Raw genomic sequence first — 26935 nt, 5'->3', positions numbered from 1 at the left:
ACTGATACAAAAATTTGCATTCTTAGTTACCAGTGCTTGAGGGCATTGCTTGTTGCGTAATTTTAAGCTTTTATGCAGCTTAATTAGAATGTAAATAAGTCTGCACAATAAAACACATAATTTAAAACCGCGTTTGATACTCCACTACTGCACGACTATCATCAGTTAAATTAGTGGAAGCACGCACACGAAATTCATCGTTTATCCGGTAATTAACACCCCATTGGAAGGGATCATTTGTTGTCAAAATCTTAATACTAGAAACAGATATTTTGGTAGAAATATCGACCCCAGCCTCGGCTGCTAATTCCAAAGTTGAACTGCTCCTTCCAGCTTCGGGATTCTCAGAAATAACGGTAGGGAATATCCGCAGTTCACTTAAGCCAAAGGTACTCCCAATCTGGTTAAAAGCAGACTGAAAATTATTGAACACAGCCGAACCTGCAATGTTAATCAGTCCCAAAGTACTGTCACCACGTCCTTGGGTGTCTACAAATCCACCTCCTAAAAGAGCAACAATTTCGGTTTGACTACGTGACGGACTGCTTGTTAATTCTAGATTTTCATTGAGTTTGCTGGCTAAACCGTTGATAGTAGCTTCGACTCGAACACTCTCTAAGGCTGATAAACCTGTGGAATTTACTTTACCGAAGTCATTACTTTGAGTTACGTCCAGTACTTTGGCAAATAGGCGAATATCTAAGTTGGGGTCGCGGGGTTCAGAGGGACTAAAAGTTGCAGTGTGTTTATAGCCACGAGCAAGATTAAATTGGGTAGTAAATAAATTCACCCCTCCTTGTTCTAACTGGATAGTACCATTGGGTACGGGCTGATTGATCGAGCCGTTAACGATGAGATTACCAGTGGCGCGGAAGTTGAGAATAGGGGGACGGGTAATTTGGACATTTTTACCGAGTTCTAAATCTAGATTATTAAATCTAGCGATACCTGACGGCAAGCCTTGAGCCAACGCATTTCCCTTGCCATTTTCAATTTCAGCTTTACTCTGTTTATTCTCTTTTGTGGGTGATACACCGAGACTACTATTTGCAGATGAAGTCGCATCGGTAGATTCTGCCAGCAATACCTGACCGTCAAATAAACTTACTTTACCGCCAATCGCTGGGTTAAGGGCAGAACCAGTAATCTGCAAATTGCCGCTAGCGCCTCCTTGGTAAAGTCCCTTGAGATTTAAGGCTAGCTGATCGAGATTAACGGTTAGGGGATTGGTGATACTCACGTTCTGATTGTTGAAAATGGGAATTTCTCCAGCAGCTTCCACTTTCCCACGGCTAAATCTACCCTGAAGATTTTCTACTAAGATGCTGTCAAAATTAAACAGTACTTTACCTGTGACACGTCTCAGCTTACCTGGTAATGCCTGAGCTGAAAAAGTAGCATTATTAACAGTAGCAATTCCCTCAACTTGGGGTTTTTGCAATGTTCCGCGTACCTTAAGGTCTACTTCTCCTTCACCTTTTTCAAAAACTACTTGATTAGTCAATGCGTTTAACAGTCCCAATCCCTCGTTTTCTAACTTCACATCCAAACTGATCTGTTCACTGTCTGGTGCAACGGTTGCAAAAGGCAATTTATAAGGGATACTGCCAGTAATATCAACAGGTTTTGGCCCTGCAACTGCTACAGTACTACCAAAGTTTAAGCGTCCGTTGGCATAGCTGAAACTTGCCCTTGCTGATTCTATTGCTTTCTGATTCAATAATCCGTCTGTAATTTGCAATTCCCCTCTAGCTTGGGGATTAGCAATGCTACCTGCTAAAGCTGCTGTACCATTAAGATTACCTGTAATTCCAACTGGCAGTTTTACAAAATTATTTAGTAGTTGCACCGGAAAATTATTCACCCGTAACTGGCCAGATTGTTCATCACCACCAACGTTACCCGTAAAGGCAACCAACCTGTTTTGAGATTCGATTCGTAAAGGTCGCAAACTCAAAACACCATTTTCAAAGTTGCCTTCGGCAATCACTTTGTCAGCAGTATAATAACGATTTCGTTCTTCCTTTTTACCCCAAGTGAAGTTTTGTCCATTCAAATTAAAATCCACTGATAATCCATTGGCTGTAGCTGTATTTACAGCCACTTCCCCGTTGAAAGTCCCCTTTAAGTCTGCCAAATCTGGTATTGGAGTGGAGTTAAGTCGCTGTTCTTGCTGTTCTGCTACCAAAGTTTCAATTTCAGAAAACCGTTGGATTTGGGTTAATAAGGGTTGATTTGGTACTCCTTGGGGGGTAGTGTTTAGATCCTCTGCTGTGCCGTAGATTGCTGCTGAACCACCTGGCAAATTTTGTAAATCAAATATCTGTGTTAAAGCTAAAATATCTTGGATCTCTCCCTGGCTGACGTTCAGTTTACCTTGTAGTTGAGGTCCTTTAGAGCTTTGGGCAAACGTACCGACAAGGGCGTAGCTACTTTTACCTTTGACAAATTCGCTGTTGGTGAGTGTGCCTTTCCCGTTACCGTAGCGGAATTGAGCAGCTATTCGATCGCCTTTAACCCAGCCAATTTGCGGATTAGCGATCGCTAAATTCCCCGTTGTTGCTAATGTCTGCTGATTAAACAGCAAATCCCCAGTTAACAACCCAGCTATCTTACCAGCGCCCAATCGAGTAATTGGTGGCGGAGTTAAATTCAATATTTGTAAGGGGAAATTTGCAACTTTTAGCGCCCAATCATTCCCTTGAACATTACCTGTGGCTGATGCTTCCTGCCATTTTACTAAGAAGGATTTCGGGCGATTATTGGCATCTAAATTAAAGGCCAAGCGATCGCGATTACCCGCCAAGTTCAAATTTAAACCGCGTCCCTGGGCTGAATCAATGTTTCCAGTTAACAACGGCTCAAAAGCAATATCTTGAACAACTAAGTCTCGTAAATTAATTTGTCCTACCACATTTGGCAAGGGCAGCTTACCAGTGACTTGTCCATTAAAATCGACTCTACCCGCCACAGCAACCTGATTAGGAAAATTGATCGGTAACTGTTTTAAGTTGTAATTCTGCGCTTGGACGTTGAGATTTAAGGCAGTAATTTCCGGTATGCCTGCTTTTTTAGCATTGGCTAATATGCTACCACTCACACTTAAACCGGGAGCAGTTGCCCGCTCAATGGTCAGCCTTTCACCACTCCAAGCGATCGCAGCCGTGAGGGGTTGCTCAAGACCAGGAAGCCCTTGGGATAATTGCACCTGTCCAGCAGCACGCACATCAGCTAACTTGGACGATCCTACATTGCCAGCTAATTGCAACTGACCGCCAAATTGCCCCCGCAATTGCTGATTGAACCGATTTAATTCCACACCGTCAGCATTAACTACAGCTTGATAGCGACCATTAGCCAATTGGATATTAGAAGCTGCGATCGTTCCACCTGCAACATCCAGCCGTCCTTGACCACTAGCTTGGATAGTTTGCGGTTGGAAGGATTCAACAGAACCCGCCACGTTTGCTTGACCAGTTAACGTCCCTCTAAATTGCGGTGGTACTGCTGCCAACTGCTGCAAAGGTACATTATTTGCCTGAACTTGTGCCTGGTATACACCATTAGCCACTTGGATATTAGAGGCTGTAATCGTCCCACCCGCAACATTTACCCGCACCTGACCCATAGCTTGGATAGCTTTAGGTTGGAAGGATTCAACAGAACCCGCTACGTTTACTTGACCAGTTAACGTCCCTCTAAATTGCGGTGGTACTGCTGCCAACTGGCGCACAGGAACATTCTTAGCCTGAACTTGCGCCTGATAGACACCATTAGCCACTTGGATATTTTTAGCTGTAATAGTTCCACCCGCAACATTTACCCGCGCCTGACCACTGGCTTGAATAGTTTCTGGTTTAAAAGAATCAACAGAACCCGCTACATCGAACTGACCAGTTAACGCCCCTTGAAACTGCTTTGGTACTTTTGCCAATTGCTGCACAGGAACATTCTTAGCCTGAACTTGCGCCTGATAGACACCATTAGCCACTTGGATATTTTTAGCTGTAACCTTACCACCGCCAATAGCAAGGCTACCCTCACCAGTGCCACGGAGCGTTTTCAGGCTGAAATTATCTCTGTTACCTGCGATTTGGAACGTACCCGCCAAAGGATTATTTAAAGCTGGGGGAGACTGTTTCAATATTTGCCCTAACCGCACACCATTAGCTACAAGTTGAGCAGAGAAACTTTGATCTTGCAGTTGGACATTAGAAACTGCTACCGTGCCGCCACCAATTTGAACTCCTGCGCCATCAGTGCGAATCGTGGCAATTTTAAATGGTGCTGTGTTTCCTGAGAGGATGAGACGACCATTGAACTGCGCGTCCGCCAAAGAGACATTTTGTAGTTGACTTTTGTCTACAAAGGGTTCTAATTTTACACCAGAGGCAACAGCAACAGCTTGCCAACGCTCATTAAGATAACTACCCGTTGCCCGGACTGTACCACCACTGACATTAAGAGCCACATTACGGAAAGAGACATTGCGATCGCTCCCAATCGCAACTTCGCCAGTTCCAGGGTAAGTTCCATTAGGGGCTTGAAATTGTACCGAAGTTTGGACATTGGTAGGAGCGCCAGTTAATTGGGCTGTAGCTGAGACATTGCCGATTTGGAACGCAGGTGTTGTTTCATAAACTTTTGCGATCGCATCCCCTGGAACATTCTTGGCAGCGAAATTTAAATCCAGTCGCGGTGTTTTACCAAGTTGAATTGTGCCAGCGCCTGTGATATCACCACCAACTTTAGCTTTACCTTGAATATCTTTTAGGGTAATTAAAGAGGAACTAGAACTAGTAACAAGCTCAAATTTACTACTGATGCTATTGAAATCAACTTTATCAATGCGGGCAGTTTGGATTGTGGCAACTGAGGCTGAGATAATTGGCTCTTTAGTCGATCCGGTAATCTGCAAATCTGCTTGTACTTGTCCAGCGATCGGCACAGGTAGTTTTACCTTCAGAGTCTCCTGGGCATTAGCCAGACTCACCGCATTTACACGCCCTGCCAACTTAAAACCTGCTTGAGTGTCGATGATTCCCGTAGCCACTACAGGAATTTTGCCGTAGTTGGTAGTAACATTGTTTAACTGCAACTCCGTTCCCTGAAAACGGAGATTTCCTTGGCTATTACTCAACAGCTGCGGGACTTTGGGTATTTGAAGTGTTACCCCTTGCACAGCCGCATTGCCATACAATAAAGTCTGTTGCCCTGGTGTCAACCGAATTAACAAGTCGCCATTGGCTCGACCCGCCTGTAAGTTCACTGGTAACTTAATCAACCGAGTAATATCCGCAGCCAGCAAATCTTGTGCTTTCACTTGAAAGTTGCCCGCTAGCACCTTAGAACGTGTCTCTCCCTCAATGGAAATATTGCCACCACTGTCTGCTTGCCCTCCTACTTCAAACCGGATTAACTGGTTGTTTGCTAAAAGTTGGGCAGAACCGTTAAGTTGAGAAAATGTTACGGGCGAGGTGGGGGACGCAGAAGATATTCCCTCCCCTGCTTCCCCTGCCTCCCTTCCTCTCTCCTGCGGCATCAAGGCCAGCTTGGCATTACGAAACCGCAAGTAGTCCAAATCAGTTTTAATTGCACCGCCTCCACCTGACGACGCGATGCTAGTGGAAACCCAGCGCCCTTGCTCATCCTGCTGAATGTAAATATCTGGGTTGACTAAGGTGACATCTAGCTTGAGGTGGCGGTTAAAGATTAGTTGTAACGGGTTAAAACCCACCTCTACAGATTCGACTGTCGCCCGATCTAGATCTGTGGGTGTGGCGGGGATAGCTGAAGCGCCAAACTGCACTCCCGTTAACGAAAATTGTGTGACTTTTCCCAGTTTTACCGGACGGTTGAGTGTAGTAGTCAGACTTTGTTGTGCCAACGGCGTTAACTCTGTTTGGACAAAAGTCCACAACCGCCAAATACCGATGATAACTCCTAACAGTAAAAGTCCACTCAAGGCAATGCTACCCCGACTCAACACCAGCAACCACAGACGCTTGCGGATAGGGGAGGGGGAGTGAATATCTTGATGGGGAGATTTAGTCATTTGCTTTCACTGTATTAATTGCCGGATGTCGCTGGCACACACAAGCATTAACTGACACATTGATTCAGTATGCCATTTCCAGGATACGCCAAGTAAAGCAAAGACCTCATTAGTTAAGTTACGGTATTTGCTTGATCCAATACTTATGCTTAATAATTTTGGCGTTTTCAGGAAAATCTGAATAGAGTGAAAATTCTTCTTGTGACTTTCCTTGAGGTACAACGTAGAACTTTAATATGAATAGACCTTAAAAAAGACAGATGATTACACCAATGCGTGTTTTTGTGTTGATTTTTAACGCTCGAACGGAAAATGAGGGGATTCACACGATTCGGGAGGGCGATCGCAATAAAATTCTGATGTTTGAATCAGAAGACGATGCCACGCGCTTTGCCCTAATGCTGGAAGCTCAGGATTTCCCCGCACCGACACCAGAGCCAATCGATGCTGAGGAAATCAAGGAATTTTGCGAAAGTGCTGGGTATGAATGGGAAATCATCCCAGAAAACAGCAATTTAGTTGTCACTCCCCCAGAACTGAACGTAGAACAAACTGACTGGCAAGCAAACGCCCAGAAGGAGGATACTGTTGAAGACACCTTCCCTCTCAATCAACAGCCACTAGAAGAACCAGAATTATCTGATTCTGAACTAGAGAAGATGCGTCGCAAATTGGAAGGATTGCTTTAATTAGTCATTAGTCATTAGTCATTGGTCATTGGTCACTGGTCATTGGTCGCTAACTGACTAATGACAACGGACAACGGACAAAGGACATAAGGATAAATGACAAACTTGCAAGAACGTGGGCATCTTTTAACCGAGCTGGTAAATCCTAACAGTCTTAACTTAGACCAGCTCAGTTCTCTGGAATTGGTAGAACTGTTTAATAGTGAAGATCAAAAAGCAGTTGCAGCGGTTGCAGCGGCGAAAGTTCAGTTGGCTGAAGCGATTGATAGCACTGCAGAGCGTTTGCGTCACGGAGGACGCTTATTTTACATTGGCGCGGGCACAAGTGGTAGGTTAGGAGTGCTAGATGCTGCTGAGTGTCCACCTACTTTTTGTACGCCGCCAGAGTTGGTACAGGGGATTATTGCTGGTGGTGCTGGCGCACTGGTACGCAGTTCGGAGGATTTAGAAGATAGCATCGAAGATGGTGAGGCTGCGATCGCTGGGCGACACATTACCCAGCTAGATGTAGTCGTCGGTATTACTGCTGGTGGGACAACACCTTATGTCCACGGTGCCATTCATGCAGCTCGTCAACGGGGAGCCAGTACTATTTTTATCGCCTGTGTTCCGGCTGAACAAGTTAGCATTGATGCCGATATTGACATTCGCCTATTGACAGGGCCAGAAATCATCGCCGGTTCAACTCGCCTGAAAGCTGGTACAGTCACGAAGTTAGCTTTAAATATGCTTTCCACAGGAGTAATGGTTAAACTAGGTAAGGTTTATGGTAATCGTATGGTGGATGTGGCAGTAACAAATCAAAAGTTACGCGATCGCGCTTTACGAATATTGCAAGACCTCACAGGCTTAAGTCGGGAAGCTGCTGGTTTTTTATTAGAACGTAGTGGCAAGTGGGTTAAACTAGCATTATTAATGCACTGGACTGGTTTGGAAAAAGATGATGGCGATCGGCTTCTTTCAGAACACCAAAGTAATCTTAGGGCAGCTGTTATGAGCTATCAAAACCACAACCAATCTTAAAAACATTTTCCTAAATAAATACTCTATAGGTGGCTGCTACTTGTTTGAGTAGCACACCTTTTTTTTAAAGATAATATTCACTAAAAAAAGCTCGCTTTAATTAACTTTTATTAACAAATGTAAATTTAAATAAATATTATTAACATTCATAGTCAATTTCAATAAATAAAGTTAAAAATTCCTAAATATTACTAATCATTTTAAACAAAAATTCAGAACTTATACGGTTATAATTCCGTATTAAAATTATTAAAATAATTTGTTAATACTGAATGCATCCTAATGATGTGGACTATAGTAAGCTACTTGATTCGTAAAGTCTACCGATAACAAACTATATGAAATCGGACTTATAGACTAACAGAAGTTTTGCTATTTTCCCATCATACTTTGATTTTAATAAAATTGATTTTGACCGCTATATATCAATTTTAATGTGTCTTATGACCACTATACAACTAGTGTGGGTTTTTCAATAACTGGCTTTTTAATATAAGGAATAAAATATGACCCACTCGGAAGTTCTTCTTTCAAAGAATTTAGTTAATGAATTTAAAACTTGTACTCAACTGCAATATAATGGCAAATTAAATATTAAAAGTTCAAAGGGTAGCCAATGGACTTTTTATTATCGCCTGGGACGTATTGTTTGGGCAACAGGGGGCACTCATCCCTTCCGGCGCTGGCGTAGACACATGGCTCAAAACTGTCCTCAGATTGATGTTGATAAATTGCTGTTGCGTTCACAAGACGTATCAATAGATTACTGGGATTACCGCCTTTTAGAAATCTTTTATAAAAAACAGAAAATTCAAAGAGAACAGATTCAGTCTATTGCCGAAAGCACCATAGCAGAATTACTATTTGACCTAGCATTGCAAGGAAATTTTGCTTCTATAACTTGCAATCGCAGCCAAGAAGTTATCCTCGAAACACCAATGAGCTTTACGAGTGCGGAAATGTCTGTAAAGCACATGCAAGACTCATGGAAAACTTGGTCAGCCGCTGGTTTAGCAAATTTTTCTCCTAATTTGGCACCGATTTTGCGGCGACCAGAACAACTCCAGCAGATGGTAAGTCTATCTGTCTACAAAAACTTTGTGAATTTAATCAATGGTAAATTCACTCTCTTAGATTTAGCCGTGAAAATGAAGCAGAGTGTACTACCACTCACCCGTTCGTTGCTTCCTTATATTCTTAAAGGAATCATCGAATTGGTGGAAGTACCTGATATGCCATTAGTAGTGACTGAGGTCAACAATAAGCCTGCCACTACACAACCAAAGAAACTGAATGCTCCATTAGTCGCCTGCGTGGATGATAGCCCTCAAGTCTGTAAAATGTTAGAGGATATTATTACTTCCAATGGACTAAGGTTTATCAAAATTCAAGATGCTGTACAAGCACTCCCAACCCTCATTCAAGATAAACCAGACCTAATTTTCTTGGATTTGATTATGCCAGTTGCTAGTGGTTATGAAATCTGCACTCAGTTGCGGCGAATATCTGCATTTGCCAATACACCAGTGATTATATTAACAGGCAGTGATGGTCTTTTAGATAGAGTTCGTGCCAAAGTAGTCGGTTCTACAGATTTCATTACTAAACCCGTAGCGCCTGATAAGGTAATGAGTATAATACGTAAATATTTACCTACATTGAGTGTCCCCATTGAGAAGAATAAAGCCAATGTATAGGAAGCCGCTTTTATTTCTGTTCGCGCAGCCTGGCGTAGCCATAGTTACTTGGTTTAAGAAGTAATAGGCAATAAGCAACGCGAAAAGAGCCTTTTTGGGTTGCATTAAGTTTGTCAAAAATAGAATATAAGTTCTACATAGGTTTGTAATTAGGGAAAATGAGTAATTTTTATTGATAATTAATCATCAGTTAATCTGATTGGCTTAAAAATTTCATTTCTCAGCATTGGGCTATCACTCAGTAATAGCCAGACGAAATCTTTACAACCTATAGACTTTCTCACATCCATAAACATAAAAATAAGCCAGAATTGAGAAGGAATAATTAGGTAGCAGTATGAAAGCTACTTAATTATTTTTTTGCAAAAATTTAAATATTTTGTTTGATTATATACATATAAAATTACTCTTTAATTATGAAAAAGAATGCTTTTATTCTTTCTTGATAAAATTATTTAATATTCACAAATATATATATTAAATTCTGTCCGCTACGTACTTTTTCTGAGGTTAATAGATAAAGGTTGAATCAAAATTAGATAAATACAACTTTTTGTATTTATAGCAGTCCTATTGAGTTGTGAAATATTGGTCATGACAAAGGGGTTAGGGCTAGTCTCTAGTCCTTTATATGTAAGAAATTACACATTTAAAACTTAAAATCTCGTTGGCGCACTCCCACTATCTTCCCTTTTTAATAAGGAAATTGGTGAATCTTTTGTGCGTAATTACTGCATGTCTTTGTTCATGAATCACTAGAATTTGTATATCTAAATTTGTCTACATTCTTAAAAATTTTAAAGGGTAATTATCATGAATACTGTTTTAGTTGTTGAAGATGGCTTAACAGATATGGAAATAATCAGCCGTTACTTGCAACAGGCAGGTTATTCTGTAATTAGCGCCACCAGCAGCGAAGAGGCTCAAGACAAAATAGATAAAAACAAGCCAGACCTCATATTTCTTGATGTAATTTTACCAGGAAAAAGTGGCTTTGAAATTTGCCGAGAACTGAAAAATAATCCCAATACTAGCAAAATACCTGTGGTTTTTTGCTCTACTAAAAATAGTGATGTAGATAAAATTTGGGGTAATATGTTGGGCGCTGATGGTTATCTATCAAAACCGATTGATAGAGAGGAACTAGTGGTAATTTTAAAGCGATTAATTCATTGATAATGCAATAATTCAACGAAGAGTCAATATCACTATTTATATAATATATGACCTCTGCAAGCTCAAATCATAAAAGCAAATAGTGGCTAGATATAAACAATTAAGCATAAAGGATCAATAACTTTGGAAACCAAGGAAAAGTTTTTAAGTTTTAATTTGGGAGTAAAAGATACAGCTGTTATTTCTTTACAACACATCACAGAAGTGTTGCAAGTACCATTACCTGAAATATGTAGTGTTCCACAGATGCCCAGTAGCGTCTTGGGTATTTATAACTGGCGTGGTGAGATGCTTTGGTTAGTAGATTTAGAGGCAATGTTAGGTTATCCTCCAATTTCACAAGGAGCAAATTTAATTTCAATAATGATGGCAATTGTTCTGGAAAACAATGGTAAATATTTAGGACTATTGGTGAAACATATTATAGATATTGAATTGCTAGATATTCAGCAAATGAAACTCCCAAATATCGAACTATTTTATCCTAAAATATCACCTTTCTTACAGGGATACTTTATTAATGATTCCGAAGATATGATTTTTAATTTGAATGCTATAACGATTATCCAATCTCCCCTCTGGAAGATTCATAATTGAAAATTTGAAATAGACGACCGGGGAGAAGTTTTTGACAATTACTAATTCTTGGTAAGCGAATAATAGTTTATCCTCTATCCTTTAGGAGCATCCACTTTTGGAAGAAACATAATTATTTGGTGCCAAGAACTCTACTATATGGTTGGTCTAAAAAAGTCGATTTGCCAAAAGTAGATGCCCCCATCTTTTTCTGCAAAATTTCTATTATCCATAACAAATTTTGAGGTTAATCAAATGACATTTTTGTATAGCAATAGCCATGAAAACGAGCATCTAATATCTGAAGTAGAAAATCTAAATGGACACGCTAATATAGCAAATCTTGCTAGTAATGAAATATCTTTATTAAATGCCATATCTCAGGAATTTAAAACTTGGCGGCGACAGTTGCAAGGCATCGCAACTCATTTGCGTCAAGCTCCAGACATTGATACATTACTTAAAATTACTGTAGCGCAAATTAGAGAAAAAATAGGCTGCGATCGCGCCTTAATTTATCAGTTTACTTCTCTTGATTCAGGTAATGTTTTAGCAGAATCAAGAACACTAGGTTGGACACCGACTTTAGGCGAAAATATTCCCGGAATTATTTTTGGTTTATATACCAACCAAGACTATATAGAACCTGTAGTTATTGACGATATTAGTCAGATTCAACTTACCCCTTATCAAAAGCAACTCCTAGATAAATTTCAAATCAAAGCTAGTTTGAGTTTACCGATTGTAGTAGAAGGTAAAGTATGGGGATTACTGGTAGTAAATAATTGCTTATCAACGCGGCAGTGGCAAGAAGTAGAAATTAGCCTGCTATCCCAAATTACCACAGAACTCATATACAAATTGCAGAGTTTTGAATTCAAAAGAGAAGAACAACAGCGAATACTAGCAAAAAAATCTGTAGCTAAAGTCATCGACAAAATTCTGCGGGCATCAAATGTCGATAAGATTTTTAAAACAACCACTCAAGAAGTACGTCAATTACTAAAATGCGATCGCGTCGCCGTTTATCGTTTCAAACCTGACTGGAGTGGTGAGTTTGTCGCTGAGTCAGTGGGTAATGGCTGGGTAAAAATGGTCAGCCCTGATTTTTATATGGTGTGGGAAGATAGCCACTTGCAAGACACCCAAGGAGGACGTTATGCCAAAGGTGAAAGCTTTGTGGCCAAAGACATTTATAAAATGGGTCATGCTCAATGCCACATTGACATTTTAGAGCAGTATGAAATGAAGGCTTACATCATTGCGCCCATATTTGCTGGAGAGAAATTATGGGGCTTGCTGGCAGCTTATCAAAATTCTGGACCTCGTGATTGGCAACCTTGGGAAGAAAGCTTTGTGACCCAAATTGGACTGCAATTTGGTGTGGCTATCTCACAAGGCGAATATCTAGAACAGATGCATAAGAAATCTGAGCAACTAGCCCAAATAGTTGAACAAGAAAAAGCTTTTACTAAGATAGTAGGCCGCATCCGACAATCTTTAGATGTAGATAGCGTCTTCAAAACAACCACTCAAGAATTGCGTCAATCACTACGATGCGATCGTGTCGCAGTCTATCGTTTTAACCCTGACTGGGGTGGCGAATTTGTAGCTGAGTCTGTAGGTACTGGTTGGACAAAACTGGTAGGCCCTGATATTAAAACCGTTTTGGACGATACCTACTTACAAGAAACTAAGGGAGGTAGGTATGTCAGAGGCGAAAACTTTGTTGTTAATGACATCTATCAAGTAGGGCTTGCTCCTTGCCATATTGAGATTTTAGAGCAGTTTGAAGCCAAAGCTTACATAATTGTTCCTATATTCTTTGGAGATAAATTGTGGGGTTTGCTGGCAGCTTATCAAAATTCTCGCCCCCGTGAGTGGGAAACCTGGGAAGTGACTTTTTTGGTTCAGACTAGCTTGCAATTTAGCCTAGCTAAATCACAGATAGATTATTTGGAATTAGTTCGGTTGAAATCTGAGAAACTAGCTCAGATAGCGGAACAAGAGAAAGCTGTCACCAAGATCAGTAACCGCATCCGGCAATCTTCAGATGTAGAAGAAATCTTCAAAACAACCACTCAAGAAGTACGACAATTACTGCGATGCGATCGCGTCGCAGTCTATCGCTTCAACCCTAATTGGACTGGTGAATTTGTTGCAGAATCAGTAGCTCACACTTGGGTAAAACTGGTAGGCCCCGATATCAAGACTGTCTGGGAAGATACCCACTTACAAGAAACTCAAGGAGGTCGATATGCCCAAGGGGAGAACTTTGTTGTAAATGACATTTATCAGGTAGGTCATTCTCCTTGTCACATTGAAATTTTAGAGCAATTTGAAGTCAAAGCTTATGTAATTGTTCCTGTATTTGCCGGGGAACAATTGTGGGGATTGCTAGCAGCTTATCAAAATTCTGGAACTCGTGATTGGGATGAATCGGAAGTCACCTTGTTAGCACGCATTGGCAACCAGTTAGGGCTAGCATTACAACAGACTGAATATTTGCAGCAAGTACAAGGGCAGTCAGCCAAATTAGCAGAAGCCGCAGCACGAGAAAAGGCAGCCAAGGAGTTACTACAACAACGATCTATTCAACTGCTCATAGCCCTTAGACCCGCCCTCAACGGCGACTTAACAGTACGCGCACCCATTACAGAAGACGAACTAGGCACGATCGCTGATGCTTACAATAATACCCTGCAAGCGCTGCGGCAAATAGTTCTTCAGGTACAGGGGGCTGCTCAACAAGTTGCTCAAACTTCTAGCAATAGCGAGGCTTCCCTAGCAGGACTGACTAATCTGGCGCAACAACAATCTGAGGAAATTACCGCAGCATTAGGCGAAATTCAACAGATGGTGGACTCTACTCAAGCTGTGGTGGCGAATGCTGAGTTAGTGCAAGTGGCGGTGCAACAAGCCAATGAAACTGTTGAGTCTGGCGATACTGCGATGAACTTAACTGTAAAAGCAATCCAAGGAATTCGTGAAACCGTTGCTCAAACCAGCAAGAAGATTAAACGCCTCACTGAATCTTCGCAAAAAATCTCCAAAGTGGTGAATTTGATTGGTAATTTTGCTACACAGACAAACGTACTAGCTCTGAATGCGGCTATTGAAGCTACCCGTGCCGGTGAATATGGCAAAGGCTTTGCAGTTGTAGCTGATGAAGTCCGTTCTTTATCTCGCCAGTCAGCAGCAGCAACTATCGAAATAGAAAAATTAGTCCAGGAGATTCAAGCAGAAACCGGAGAAGTAGCAGTAGCGATGGAAACGGGTATTCAGCAGGTAGTAGAAGGTACAAATCTTGTCAATGATACTCGCCAAAACTTGAATGCGATCGTTTCTGCAACTGCCGAAATTAGTCAGCTAATCGAGCGGATTACCGCAGCGACTCAAAAACAGATGACCCAATCTGTAACAGTCACAAAATCAATGCAAGATGTAGCAGAAATTGCTAATAAAACTTTTGCTGAATCTCAAGAAATTGCGACTGTGTTTCAAGATTTATCAGGGATGGCGCAAGAGCTATTAACAACTGCTAGCAAGTTTAAAGTCAAATAGATTTTAGATTTTGGATTATGAATGAGGAAGATTTTAAGCGGGAAATAAAGTAGCTAGCATTGTGAGTAATCCGCTTAGTAGAAGCTCTTTGACAAAGCTGAACGGCAGAGCAGTCAATCCGTTCAGCAACATCTATGGGAGCTAACTATCAGTCAGCTTGTCATGGGAAGTCAACTGCGGATGTCATTGCTAAACTCAGCTTGGTAGAGGAAGAAACCGATGAAAGTCTTTATTGGATGGAACTTATTGTTGAGGTTGGTTTATTACCGCTAAAAAAAGTAAGCGATTTGATGTCAGAAAACACTGAAATTCTGACATTAAATTGCATCAATCAAAAATTTACGTAACAAATCCAAAATCTAAAATTTAAAATCAAAAATATGATTACAGATAATGAAATTCGCGAACAAGGATACATCTACTTTCTAGCTGAAGCCCCAGAATTAGTACAGATTATTGAACAAGAACTATTTAGCTTATCGGAAGGTTATAGTACTGCCAAAGTTCATAATTTAATGCGGGCTACTCATACACTTAAAGGTGGTGCTGCTAATGTTGGGCTAGAAGTTATTAAGATGATAGCCCATTTTTTAGAAGATGTATTTAAGGCTTTATATAACCCAAATGTAGTAATTGATGCTGAATTACAAACACTTTTATTACAAGCTTATGAGTGTCTTAGCATAGCATTAAATACTGAGCTAATAGGCAGCACTGTGAATGATGAAGAACTACTAAATCGAGCAACTTCAGTGTTTTCACAGTTACAAGAAAAGCTAGGTGATGCGTTTGGTGATGAGGCTCATATTCCCACTTCTGAGGAATTGGGATTTGATATTGTCCAGTCAGTTTTTGAGGTGGGAGTAGAGCAACGTCTAAATAGTATTGCTGAAGCTGTTAACAATCCACCAAATAATAACGAATTTATTGAATTATTACAGTCCCAAGCTGAGGTATTTTTCGGTTTAGCAGAATCTCTAAATTTGCCTGGATTGGGAGAAATTTCTCAAACAATTCTATCAGCGCTGCAAGCAAATCCTACCCAGGTACAGCAAATCGCTGAAATTGCCCTCGCAGATTTACAACAAGCACAAAAATTAGTATTAGAAGGCGATCGCACATCTGGTGGAAAAACTTCTCTAGCTTTGCGAAAATTCACGATAGTGGCAAATAATGAGTTATCCGAAAAATTACAAAATAATTCATCTGCTGACATCTTTGTTATCAATGAAGAGCAATTTTACCAGTTTCTCACTACATCTGATAGCAATAAAAATGAATCTGTCAATCCAACAACTGCCAAGTTTTATCTAAAAGTAATCCGCTACATTTATGGCTGGTTTAATCACGAGATAGAAATACCAAAAGCAGAGCTTAATTTAGATTTACTTGTTCCCAGGTTAGAAAGAGAAAATCTACTTGATTATATTGAAAATTGGCTGAAAAAATTTCTTGGTTTTGTTCAAGATGGACAAGATAGCCAAAGTCTTTGTATTTATAGACATGGGATAATTTTAATCATCCTATTTGCCGTTACAAACTTTCAAAATTCTGTTAATAAATCTGACAGCTATATCTCAGTCATTAAAATATTACAAAACCGAATTCATAGATTAGCACAAGAATATAAAAACTATCCTCCTGTTACTACCGAAGAGAAAAATTGGCTTGATATTCCCAAACTGCAAACACTGTTAGTTTTTAAAGAAATATCTAAATCTGTATCTTCTCAAACTACTGATAATTTACTAGAGACAATATGGGGGGGAGAAGTTAGCCAAAACCTGGCAGAGCAAGCGGTGACAACCCCAAATGATGATTATTCAGAAAATGAGCAGGTAGCTATAGGTGTTACTGAAACAGCCATTGAAGTTATGCCTGATTTAGCTACACAGATCAACAAAGAAATAGAAGATACACAGTATGTTCAAACTAAAAACTTTCGCCAACCTTCATTTATTCGAGTAGATACAGAAAGACTGCAACACCTCAATTATTTAGCTGGAGAACTACTGATTTACCAAAAAAGACGTAGTTTGCAAGATGAACAAGTTAAAGAAATAATTGATCAATTAATACGGCAAATTACTAGACACCAAAAAACTTTAAATGAATTACGCGATCTCCCATTACAAATATCAAATACTGCCTCACAACAAACACAAAATTTTGCGGTGAAATTTGACTCTTTAGAAATGGATGTATATACAGAATTTCATACAACATTGCATGAAGCAATAGAAGAAATACTGCAACTACAAGAAACCACAGAATCACTTGAATTGCTCGTGACACAAGCTGCTCAAATTAGTGACAAACAAGAGAATTTAACTCTTAATATGATAGAGAGCTTAGTAGAAGCACGAATGTTGCCTTTGGGCAATATCCTAAATCGTTTCCCCCAGATGGTAAATAAGTTGGGGAATGTTTATGCCAAACTTGTAGAATTGAAGCTTACTGGTACTGAGGTACTAGTAGATAAAGCGATCGCAGAAAAACTCTACGATCCGCTATTACATTTAGTACGTAATGCTTTTGACCACGGGATTGAAGCTCCGAAACTTCGCCGAGAGCTTGGAAAACCAGAAAAAGGGTTAATCGAAATCCGCACTTATCATCAAGGTAGCCACACTATTATCGAAGTTCGGGATGATGGTCAGGGATTGAATTTAGACAGAATTCGCAGAAAAGCTGCTGAATTCTATCCCATACAAACTGAAGAAAAAATTAGAAGTTATGCTTCTAATCTGGCAGAACCTGAACTTTTAGACATGATATTTTCACCTGGATTTTCTACTGTCGCTAAAGTGACTGAAATCTCTGGGCGTGGTATGGGGTTAGATATTGTGCGGACTCAGATGAACGCACTTAATGGCTCAATTTCAGTTCAATCCTTACCCAACCAAGGAACAATATTCATACTCAAAATTCCTTTTTCTATGACTACAGAAAAATTAATGCTAGTTCAAGCTAAAGGTGTTATTTATGCCTTTCTTTCGGACAGTATCGAAAAAATATTGATTCCCTCTGAGCAGCAAATTAAAGAAATTGAAGGTCAACAAGTCTTGCATTGGAACACAGGCAATGATGAGACTATGGTCAGCCTCCGTCACCTTTCAAAATTGATTAATTATAATGATTCATTCTTGAATATTGCTGTTCCATACAACACATCAAATACTGACGACCCAAGCATAGCGAAAAATCCAGTGCTTTTGCTCCGACGAAATCAGGGAATGTTTGCTTTGGAAGTTGACCAAATAATTGGTGAACAAGAACTGGTCATCAGACCTTTAGGAAATGCGATCGCACCGCCAAAATACGTTTATGGTTGTAGTAGTTTACCCAATGGTAATCTCATCTTAGTGATTGATGCTTCGTTGCTGGTCAAGTCTAGCGAGATCCAACAAACAACACTTGATATCATGGCGTTACCAGTAGCTTCTCCCTCAAATAAAAAAGCCTTGGCGATATCGGGAGACACTTTTGCATCTACGCCATTACTTACTGCATCTACTTCCATAAAAACGATAGAAACTCAACCCAGTTATTCTCAAAAGCCAGATCATAAATCACCAAAAGTTGTTTTAGTAGTAGATGACGCAATTAGTTTGCGCCAAACTATCTCTCTCACTCTACAAAAATCGGGCTATCAAGTAATACAAGCTCAAAATGGTGTAGAAGCTCTAGAAAAGTTGCAGTTACATCCAGAAATTCAAGTTGTCGTCTCTGATTTAGAGATGCCACGAATGAATGGTTTTGAGTTGCTGGGCAATTTCCGTCAATACCCAAAATTAGCAAAAATCCCTGTGGTGATTCTCACTTCTCGCAGCTCTGAAAAGCATCGCCAACTTGCTCAAGAATTGGGTGCAAAAGCTTACTTAACTAAGCCTTATTTAGAAAATGAATTTCTTTCTACAATTAAGAGGTTAATTAACAGTAATGCAGATGATTTAAATGATTTGCTTATGGTGGTAAATCATTAAAAATTCGTAATTCGTAATTACGGATTACCAGGTAAATTATTTGGATCTACACCTAGAGAACGTAAATACTGCGCTAATTGTTCAGCCCTTTGCCGCTCTTGTTCAGCCCGCGATCGCTCCTGTTGTGCCTGTTCTGCATCTGTCAAATAGCGGTTTCCTTGCTCATCATACCAACATAAAAACTGCTGTTGTATGCCGGCAATTACAGCCTGGTGCCGCCCAATACCTAACCCCACTTCTAGCATAAAATAAGGCTCACCTATTTGTAGCTGGTAGCTCGCATCTATCAATTTATACACTTCAAAGGGTTGATGTTGGTCGCGTCGCCAAAATTCAGGGTTATAAATTACGTAGTACAATACACCGAGTTTTCTGTATATATCTAGTTTTTCGTCGTATTCACCTCCTGGGGTATGGGATACCATTTCTAATGTGAATATTGGAACAATCCCATTTTCTTCCCAAACGGCGTAACTTTTGCGTGATTTACCACCCTTTTTCCGTTCTACTCCCACACTTAAAAAAGCATCCGGCACTACAGGTACTCTAGGATTTACCCCTGTGGTGTGATATAATCCCATATCTATACCGAAGTACCAATCCAGACGATTTGCCCAAATGGAGTTGAGTAAGAATAATAAAATGTTGGGCAAAAAATTTTGATCTTCGTTATCCACTGGCGTATCGTCTGAACAGGGAAGTTCATCAGTAGTTGGTAACGCATTTTTGAGATCAGGTGAGAGCATAACCGTTGTCTCGCTGGCGTTTGATGCCCTTATTATAAATGAGCGACCAAAAGTTTAGCGTTTGGGTCCAGGTTCGCCAAACTTAATTAAAAGTGCGATCGCAATACTAACAAGCAAAATTAACGTCATACTTAAAGCGGAACCAAATCCCCAATTCTGGGTTGCTCCAAGAAACTGGTTATAAACTAACCTTGCTGCCGTCATACTAGAAGCACCACCAAGTAATTCTGGATCGACAAAATCTCCCAAACCTGTGATGAATACAAGCATAGAAGCAGCCGTAATTCCAGGCAGAATTTGCGGTACAGTAATTTGGAAAAAAGTTTCCATCGGATTTGCACCTAAATCAGCTGCCGCTTCTAACAACCGTTTGTCTAGCTTTTCGAGAGAAGCATATAAAATCAAAACCATATAGGGTAACAAGCTGTAACTCATACCAATAAATACAGCTTGACTCTGGTTAAGTAATTGCAAAGTAGGCAAGCCTAAAGTGCTGAGTAAACTGTTTAACAAACCAGTAGGACGAAGAATTGTAATCCAAGCGTATGACCGAAGTAATGAAGAAGTCCACAACGGCAAAACAAAGCCTAATAGCAGCAAATTACGCCAACGTAGCGGCGCTATTTGAGCAATCCAATAGGCGACAGGGAAGCCTAAAATTAAACAAATTATTGTAGTGCCCAACGCAAAAAATAGCGATCGCACAATTACTTGTAAGTAAAGCGAGTCAAATATTCGGATGTAGTTTTGGAATCCGTTGGGATTAACCAAATCTCCCGGTCGAATGTCTGCAACTAAACTTAACTCGAAAATTATCAAAGTTGGCAGCACCAACAAAAGTAATAACCAAATTCCCGATGGTGCAAGTAATATCAAAGGTTGCAGCCAATTTCCTCGCAGGCGAGGCAATTTTTCTATTTGGGAAATCCCATTTTTTTCAATATTCATTACTTATAAATCTAACTCCTAACTATTTTAACTGCTAGTTAATTGAGTCCAATAGCGATCGTAAACCTCTTCAAAATCTCCTACAGGAGTAACACGTTCACAGTTTGCTAAAAGTGATTCTGCGGGAAATAAATTAGCATTGTCTTGGATTGTTTTTGGCAATTGCTCAAATCCAGCCCTATTAGGCGTAGAAATACTCAAGCGTTGACTGATTTGGGCTGCTAATTCTGGTTGCAAAATCATGTTGATCCAAGCATAAGCTCCAGCTAAATTAGGGGCTGTTTTCGGAATAACAATAGTGTCTGTCCATAATGAAGAACCACTGCGAGGAATCACATATTTGAGTTTAGGGTTTTCTTGAGCAATTTTTACTGCATCTGCTGAATAGCACATTGCTAATAGCAAATCTCCTGCCAGAATTTGATTTTGCCAAGCGTCAGTATCAAAACGTGCGATCGCAGGTTTTAGCACCTTTAACTTTTCATAAGCTTGTTTGATTTCTTGTTCGTTTTTGGAGTTGTAAGAATAACCTAGCATCCGTAAGGTCGCACCCATAACTTCTCGAACATCATTAAGCAAGGTCATTCGTTGATTAAGTTTTTCTTGGTTCTGCCAAAGGTAATCCCAGTCTTGTGGTGCATCTTTGATTTTTTCGGAATTGTAAAGCAAACCTGTTGTCCCCCAGTTAAAAGGGATGCTATATCGGTTATTGGGGTCATAACTAGGATTCTGAAATCGGGGAAATAAATTCTCTAAACCGATTAAGCGATCGTGATTTATCTCTGTTAACAAACCTTTGTTTACCATCTTCTGCACCATATAATCAGATGGGTTAATGATGCTGTAAATGCCACCACCTCCAGCTTGCAACTTGGCCAACATGACATCATTGGAATCATACACATCCGCCAGCACTTTCATACCAGTTTGGGTGCTAAAAGTTCTCAGTAATTGGTTGTCAGTATATTGTGTCCAGGTAAAGACATAAAGTTGGTCACGTTGACCATTTGTATTAGAATTAGCACGGACTTCAGCCAGTCTCCAGCCACAACTGGCTAAAGATAAGCTAGAAAGTGCCGCCACCCCTTTTAAAAATTGCCGTCTGTTAGCCATTAAGTTAGAAGTTATTCATCGACAACTTCTAGATTACGGTATACTTCGTATTCCCTGGCGTAATTTTCTGGCATAAATGTATCATTCTTCACTTTAGGGCTTAGTTAATTTATAATAGTTTTCTTCACTCAATGAGATCCCTGCATGGAAGGAATTTTTTATCATACGGGTATCAGTAGAACAAAAAACCAGAATTTTTTGCAGATGTAATTATGTAGATTTTGAATATATAGCTTAGACTAGTAGGTTTATCATCATATTTCTTCTAGCTTCAATCAATCGGCTGTTATGCTCTTCCCAAGAAAGCCAAACAAGTTTGTAGAGAATTGCGGCACAAAGTATTTAAATATGTTGTTAAACATTTGTAAACTGTTAGCAGCCGAGTAGCCGCGTGTCACATCTTGTTAAGGAATTATCATGAGACAACTTGTTATCGTTGAGCGCGTATGCCTGATTGGTCATATCGTGTCAAAAGCCTTCGGACTGGTAGGGATGCTACTGGTCATACCTAATGCCGACATAATTTTTAACTTATCGCAGGTTGGAGAAACTGCCATACAGTTAAGTATGGCAGGCGGCGGTGTAGTTGATATCATTTTGGGGACAATAGCTGTCTCTATTTATGCCTACCGGACGCTGGGATTGGGAACTTGGCTAGCATTTATGCTGCCGGCTATGCTTATCTCTTTAGGAAGTGAACTACTGGGAACCAGCACAGGTTTTCCATTTGGAGATTATAGCTACTTGAGTGGCTTGGGTTATAAGATTGCAGGGCTAGTTCCTTTCACAATTCCTTTGTCTTGGTTCTATGTTGGACTGTCGTCTTATTTAATTGCGAGAACTGGTTTGAAAGTGGCTCAAAAGCCCAGTTGGGGTCGCCATATTGCGGCTATAGCTGTTGGTGCTTTACTCTTCACTTGCTGGGATTTTGCCCTTGAGCCAGCGATGAGTCAAACTTCTCTGCCTTTTTGGTATTGGGAACAACCAGGAGCTTTCTTTGGCACACCTTACCAGAACTATGCAGGTTGGTTTGGCACTAGCGCCCTGTTTATGAGTGTGGCAGGCTTGTTGTGGAGAAACACATCGATAAAATTAGAGCGATCGCAACTCAATCTACCCTTAGTCGTTTATTTAACTAACTTTGCCTTCGCCGCTGGGTTAAGTTTAGCTGCTGGCTTCTCCATCCCTGTATTGCTCGGCTTGTTCCTTGGTGTGGTTCCCGCAGTGGCGCTGTGGTTAAGAAGTTCAACCACAGCTACTCAAGTTGCTGTTGAACCAGTAAGCCAAGAAGTCTCAGTAGCAAAGGTTGAAGTTGCCTTGAAATAGCCTAGAAATTGCGGAATGGGGAATAGAGTAATAGGGAAAGTTAGCAATTCCCAATTCCCAATTCCCAATTCCCATTTATTTTGTATAGTCGCACTTTTAATTGATAAGTATTTTGACAACAGTAGACAACGCTTTAATAGTAGAAAGTGCCATATCCTTTTTATTGCTACTTATTCAAGTACCAGCAACGGCGATTCTGTTTTCGCGCTTGTTAAAGGGGCCAAGACGGCTACCACCAATAAAACCGCAACAGCCAACGCCAGACCTTTTAGGTAAGGTTAGTGTCGTAGTTCCCACACTGAATGAAGCGCTTCGCATTAGCCCTCTGTTAGCTGGTTTAAGTCAGCAAAGCTACGAAGTTCGGGAAATTCTTGTTGTAGATAGCAACTCCAGTGATGGTACACCCGACTTAGTAAAAGCCACACAGCAAAAAGATCCGCGCTTTCGTGTGATGACGGATGATCCTTTACCTTCTGGTTGGGTGGGGCGACCTTGGGCATTGCATAACGGTTTTCTATATAGCTCTGAGGATAGTCAGTGGTTTTTGGGTCTGGATGCTGATATTCAACCACATCCTGGTTTGGTTGCGGGTTTAGTGAAGACGGCCGAAGCACAAGGCTATGACTTAGTTTCCCTTTCGCCCCAGTTTATCCTCAAATATCCAGGGGAATGCTGGCTACAACCAGCTTTGTTGATGACTTTACTTTACCGATTTGACCCTGCTGGCATTAATGCAGAGCACCCTGAACGGGTGATGGCAAATGGGCAGTGTTTTTTGTGTCGTCGCTCCGTTTTAGCTGCTGTGGGTGGTTACAGCAGCGCCAGTAGTTCTTTTTGTGATGATGTCACCTTGGCACGAAATATTGCGACTCTTGGGTATAAAGTTGGCTTTTTAGATGGCGCAAAGGTGCTGAAAGTACGAATGTATGAAGGGGCGATGGAGACGTGGAAGGAATGGGGGCGGAGTCTTGACCTTAAAGATGCAACTTCTCGTTCCCAGTTGTGGGGAGATTTATGGCTACTCACATCTGTTCAAGGTCTACCCCTTTTAATTGTCCTCAGTTTTTTATTAATTTCTCCCTCACTCTCGTACTCGCTACAGACGCGATTAAACTCGTCTCTACCCGCTCCCCTACTTCTTCTACTGGGACTGAATTTATTCTTAGTAGTGATTCGCTTTGCGATGCTAATTGCGATCGCACCTTCCTACGATCGCAAAAGTGCTAAAGGCGGCTGGTTATTCTGGCTTTCCCCTTTAGCCGATCCCCTAGCTGTGCTACGAATCTTCTTATCTGCGTTCCACAAGCCACGCGAGTGGCGAGGACGCAAGTATAGTGCTGAGTAGGAAGTTTAGAGTGAGTAGTGAAGAGTTTAGAGTGAAGAGTTAAAAATTCACAACTCAGCACTCAGTACTCCCTACTCCCTATTCCTCTTCACCTCCTACTTGATCCCCGCGTTCCAGTTCCCAAAGAATTTGATTTCCTTCACGGCGTACCCGTGACACTATCCAGTTTCGCCAGCGCCATTGATCTCCCCGACTGGTAACAGCGCTGGCGTGGACATCCATCAAGTCTGCTAACTCAGAACTGGTGATTAAGTAGCCTTTTTCTGAAATTTCGTCAGCGATACGCAGAGTTTCGACCAAGCTGCGGAGTTGCGAAACCCTCATTTCTGCCGGTTTTTCATCGATAGTGGCCGCAGTAGGCCCAGTTGATGGTTCCATAACGGTTATTTCTAGTGCAGAAGTACTGATTTCTTGGTTACTTTGGTTAATTATTCGAGACTTTTTTTCATAATCAGCTACTTTTGCTACATTTAGTTCATTTGTGGAAGGTAAAGATTTATAAAAATTTGTAGAAGTAAATTGTTGTAGCGAAGGAATTTTGCCACTAGCATAAGTGCGAGCGATCGCATCACAACGTTCGTTACCTATGTTACCAGAATGTCCCCTGACGTGTTGCCATTTTACCTGTTGGGTATTGAGTTCATCAAGAGTTTCCAAAAGCTCTTGGTTTTGGACGGGTTTACCATCTGACTTTTTCCAGCCTTTCTTTTTCCAGCCTTTCACCCACTTGGTTACGCAGTTAATCAGGTATTCGCTATCGGTATGAAGGGTGATTGGTTGTGCTTGTTGAGATGTTTGCAGAAATTGGAGAGCTGCGATCGCAGCTTGCATTTCCATTTTATTATTGGTGGTATGAGGCGATGCATCGCCCATTTCGTGGATTGAGCCATCGCTAAAGTAGACGACAACTCCCCAACCACCAGGGCCAGGGTTGCCGGTGCAAGCACCATCGGTATATATACTTTGGATTGTGGGTTGAGTGGACATGGTTTAGGATATCGAACCGCAAAGGACGCAAAGGATGCAAAGCCAAGAGTGATTAGCGGCGAATTTTTGTAAAGAATATCCAGGTTATTATACTGGTTAGCATTCCAGTAACAATGCTTCACAAAACGCGATACGTTAAAACTGAAGATGCGATTTGGTTGGTTGCTAGTGCGATCGCTGTGCTACTAATAAAGTTTTCTAAGTTGCGATCGCTTTTTACGTTGTAGATGGTCAATAATAGTACCTTGGATTTTACTATGGTTTTACTCTGTGTAAATTACTAAAATTTGTCTTCCCATCATGGTTAATGCCACTCCAATCATCACAATGAGTGTCAACTTTCCACCAGGAACGAGTAGTTGATTTGTGCTATCTGAGTTTTCTTGTTCTTGACGTTGCTTCCAACTCATTAACGCCGGAATTATTCCACCCAGAACTGAGATACTGAACGTTCCAGTGTAATCTAGAGCAGTAAAAAAGATGCTGGGATTGAGCGTACCGAGAGTCATCGGCGGGAAAAGAACCAGTGAATAGAGGGGAAAACGGTTAGAAAGCTTGCTCTGTCCAAGAAAAATATCTTCGAACAAATCCAGCAATCCGTACACAAATCCAATGAATGATGTGACGATCGCAAACTCTGAAAATATAGATACTAGCACTCCTAACCATTCCCCTGCACCACCTGCTCGGAGAATTTGCAGTGGGTCAAAAACAGTTCTACCATCAGATGTACCATATTGCATATCAGGACTGATGCTTCCTAAAATTACGGCATTCCATGCCAAGAACATAATTAGAGGAATCACAGAACCAATTAAGATAGACTGACGAATTTTGCCGGCATCCCCTTCAAGTTGCGTCACAACTAACGGCACAACGTTTTGGAAAAATAGCGCCACAGACATCACTGAAATAGCACTACCAAGGGCACTCCAGTTCTGAAATAAGAGTTGGGCACTCTGAATGTGCCTTCCTGCGAAAAACAATAATCCAAAAAAAGAAACGATGACAATTCCGACAAAGGCACTGTTTAATTTCTCAATAAACTTTTCTCGCCCAAGATACATAATGCCACCAAATAACAGCGTGAAAGTCGTTGTGCCCATCCACGCCGGTAATATCTGCACACTCCAGATTTTTGCTGCCGCATATCCTAAAATCTCTCCACCTTGGGTGATGTATGCCACCAAAAGAGCATAATGCATAAATAAATATGCACCGCCAGCCATTTGCGCTCCCAGCTTACCAAGGATTTTCTCAACAACTCCCAAAAAACCTATGCTTACACGCCCTTCTGTTCGCATCGTGTTTAAGGTAACTTCTGCAACCAATAACCCTGAAACTAAAGCGTAGAGCCAAACAGCAATCAGTCCAGATGTGGATGGTACAATACCAGACGGCAGAGTAACGGCTGGTAGGGCGAGAATTCCAGCCCCAACCGTGGTTCCCGCAATCAATGCAGTACTCCCCAATACACTACCTGGTTGATGATTAAACTTTTTTCCATCAAATTCAAGATGAGAAAACAACCGAGTGACTTGCTCTGAATCTTTGAGAACAGTCTCTATGGGAAGCATACTGAATACCCGTACATAAACCCGATTAACAATACTAGCATCTGGAAATATTCTTCGCAAAAACCCTGATATTACTGCTTTTTCAGACAAATTTTAGCGAAAAATAAGCGATTGCGATTTCATCGTT

General features: G+C 40.8%; 16 protein-coding genes. 10 read left to right on the top strand and 6 right to left on the bottom strand.

The window, feature by feature from the left end; translation table 11 throughout:
- Positions 1–121: 121 nt before the first annotated feature.
- Positions 122–6055 carry a translocation/assembly module TamB domain-containing protein gene (locus NPUN_RS30450; RefSeq protein WP_012412249.1) on the bottom strand — a complete coding sequence of 1978 codons (5934 nt, stop codon included), beginning with the start codon at positions 6053–6055 and terminating at the stop codon, positions 122–124.
- Positions 6056–6315: 260 nt separating this feature from the next.
- Here NPUN_RS30450 and NPUN_RS30445 point away from each other — a divergent pair, with 260 nt between their 5' ends.
- The 8 genes from NPUN_RS30445 to NPUN_RS30410 all read left to right on the top strand — a co-directional run bounded on the left by NPUN_RS30445 (position 6316) and on the right by NPUN_RS30410 (position 18766).
- The gene (locus tag NPUN_RS30445; RefSeq protein ID WP_012412248.1) at positions 6316–6744 is read left to right on the top strand and encodes a DUF3110 domain-containing protein; all 429 of its coding nucleotides are present in this window, start codon (positions 6316–6318) and stop codon (positions 6742–6744) included.
- Positions 6745–6840: 96 nt separating this feature from the next.
- Complete coding sequence (gene murQ, locus NPUN_RS30440; RefSeq protein WP_012412247.1) at positions 6841–7767, top strand: N-acetylmuramic acid 6-phosphate etherase; 927 nt, start codon at positions 6841–6843, stop codon at positions 7765–7767.
- Positions 7768–8273: 506 nt separating this feature from the next.
- Positions 8274–9464, top strand: coding sequence for a response regulator (locus NPUN_RS30435; protein WP_012412246.1), 1191 nt, complete (start codon positions 8274–8276; stop codon positions 9462–9464).
- A gap of 813 nt (positions 9465–10277) precedes the next feature.
- Positions 10278–10640 (top strand): response regulator transcription factor, encoded by a 363-nt coding sequence (locus NPUN_RS30430; RefSeq protein WP_012412245.1) that lies wholly within the window; start codon positions 10278–10280, stop codon positions 10638–10640.
- Between the two features lie 123 nt (positions 10641–10763).
- Complete coding sequence (locus NPUN_RS30425; RefSeq protein ID WP_012412244.1) at positions 10764–11237, top strand: chemotaxis protein CheW; 474 nt, start codon at positions 10764–10766, stop codon at positions 11235–11237.
- A gap of 234 nt (positions 11238–11471) precedes the next feature.
- The gene (locus NPUN_RS30420; RefSeq protein ID WP_012412243.1) at positions 11472–14780 is read left to right on the top strand and encodes a GAF domain-containing protein; all 3309 of its coding nucleotides are present in this window, start codon (positions 11472–11474) and stop codon (positions 14778–14780) included.
- A gap of 134 nt (positions 14781–14914) precedes the next feature.
- On the top strand, positions 14915–15127 hold the full coding sequence (locus tag NPUN_RS43735; RefSeq protein WP_012412242.1) for a four helix bundle protein: 213 nt from the start codon (positions 14915–14917) through the stop codon (positions 15125–15127).
- A gap of 33 nt (positions 15128–15160) precedes the next feature.
- A complete protein-coding gene (locus NPUN_RS30410) occupies positions 15161–18766 on the top strand; it encodes a hybrid sensor histidine kinase/response regulator (RefSeq protein WP_012412241.1) in 3606 nt (1201 codons plus the stop codon).
- A gap of 17 nt (positions 18767–18783) precedes the next feature.
- Here NPUN_RS30410 and NPUN_RS30405 read toward each other — a convergent pair whose 3' ends face one another.
- Genes NPUN_RS30405 through NPUN_RS30395 form a run of 3 tightly spaced genes read right to left on the bottom strand, consistent with a single transcriptional unit; the run spans position 18784 to position 21573 of the window.
- On the bottom strand, positions 18784–19512 hold the full coding sequence (locus NPUN_RS30405) for a Uma2 family endonuclease (protein ID WP_012412240.1): 729 nt from the start codon (positions 19510–19512) through the stop codon (positions 18784–18786).
- Between the two features lie 54 nt (positions 19513–19566).
- Positions 19567–20460, bottom strand: coding sequence for an ABC transporter permease (locus NPUN_RS30400; RefSeq protein ID WP_012412239.1), 894 nt, complete (start codon positions 20458–20460; stop codon positions 19567–19569).
- A gap of 27 nt (positions 20461–20487) precedes the next feature.
- A complete protein-coding gene (locus NPUN_RS30395; protein ID WP_012412238.1) occupies positions 20488–21573 on the bottom strand; it encodes a polyamine ABC transporter substrate-binding protein in 1086 nt (361 codons plus the stop codon).
- Positions 21574–21990: 417 nt separating this feature from the next.
- Here NPUN_RS30395 and cruF point away from each other — a divergent pair, with 417 nt between their 5' ends.
- Positions 21991–22899, top strand: coding sequence for a gamma-carotene 1'-hydroxylase CruF (gene cruF, locus NPUN_RS30390; RefSeq protein WP_012412237.1), 909 nt, complete (start codon positions 21991–21993; stop codon positions 22897–22899).
- 112 nt (positions 22900–23011) lie between these two features.
- The gene (cruG, locus tag NPUN_RS30385; protein ID WP_041565722.1) at positions 23012–24244 is read left to right on the top strand and encodes a 2'-O-glycosyltransferase CruG; all 1233 of its coding nucleotides are present in this window, start codon (positions 23012–23014) and stop codon (positions 24242–24244) included.
- 78 nt (positions 24245–24322) lie between these two features.
- On the opposite strand, the gene rnhA is transcribed toward cruG, so the two are convergent.
- Complete coding sequence (gene rnhA / locus NPUN_RS30380) at positions 24323–25231, bottom strand: ribonuclease HI (protein ID WP_012412235.1); 909 nt, start codon at positions 25229–25231, stop codon at positions 24323–24325.
- A 263-nt stretch (positions 25232–25494) separates the two neighbouring features.
- Positions 25495–26808, bottom strand: coding sequence for an amino acid permease (locus tag NPUN_RS30375; RefSeq protein ID WP_012412234.1), 1314 nt, complete (start codon positions 26806–26808; stop codon positions 25495–25497).
- Positions 26809–26935 lie beyond the last annotated feature (127 nt).

The sequence above is a fragment of the Nostoc punctiforme PCC 73102 genome (assembly GCF_000020025.1).
Lineage (GTDB): Bacteria > Cyanobacteriota > Cyanobacteriia > Cyanobacteriales > Nostocaceae > Nostoc > Nostoc punctiforme.
The sequence above is the reverse complement of the archived record's forward strand: the minus strand, read 5'-3'. Positions and strand labels throughout refer to the sequence as shown.

Bases quoted from the DNA above. Each gene is read 5' to 3' on its own strand.
- NPUN_RS30400 (WP_012412239.1), bottom strand. From the start codon at position 20,460: ATGAATATTGAAAAAAATGGGATTTCCCAAATAGAAAAATTGCCTCGC.
- NPUN_RS30430 (WP_012412245.1), top strand. From the start codon at position 10,278: ATGAATACTGTTTTAGTTGTTGAAGATGGCTTAACAGATATGGAAATA.
- NPUN_RS30445 (WP_012412248.1), top strand. From the start codon at position 6,316: ATGATTACACCAATGCGTGTTTTTGTGTTGATTTTTAACGCTCGAACG.
- NPUN_RS30375 (WP_012412234.1), bottom strand. From the start codon at position 26,808: ATGCTTCCCATAGAGACTGTTCTCAAAGATTCAGAGCAAGTCACTCGG.
- NPUN_RS43735 (WP_012412242.1), top strand. From the start codon at position 14,915: ATGGGAGCTAACTATCAGTCAGCTTGTCATGGGAAGTCAACTGCGGAT.
- NPUN_RS30420 (WP_012412243.1), top strand. From the start codon at position 11,472: ATGACATTTTTGTATAGCAATAGCCATGAAAACGAGCATCTAATATCT.
- NPUN_RS30450 (WP_012412249.1), bottom strand. From the start codon at position 6,055: ATGACTAAATCTCCCCATCAAGATATTCACTCCCCCTCCCCTATCCGC.
- NPUN_RS30410 (WP_012412241.1), top strand. From the start codon at position 15,161: ATGATTACAGATAATGAAATTCGCGAACAAGGATACATCTACTTTCTA.
- rnhA (WP_012412235.1), bottom strand. From the start codon at position 25,231: ATGTCCACTCAACCCACAATCCAAAGTATATATACCGATGGTGCTTGC.
- NPUN_RS30395 (WP_012412238.1), bottom strand. From the start codon at position 21,573: ATGGCTAACAGACGGCAATTTTTAAAAGGGGTGGCGGCACTTTCTAGC.
- murQ (WP_012412247.1), top strand. From the start codon at position 6,841: ATGACAAACTTGCAAGAACGTGGGCATCTTTTAACCGAGCTGGTAAAT.
- NPUN_RS30435 (WP_012412246.1), top strand. From the start codon at position 8,274: ATGACCCACTCGGAAGTTCTTCTTTCAAAGAATTTAGTTAATGAATTT.
- cruF (WP_012412237.1), top strand. From the start codon at position 21,991: ATGAGACAACTTGTTATCGTTGAGCGCGTATGCCTGATTGGTCATATC.
- NPUN_RS30405 (WP_012412240.1), bottom strand. From the start codon at position 19,512: ATGCTCTCACCTGATCTCAAAAATGCGTTACCAACTACTGATGAACTT.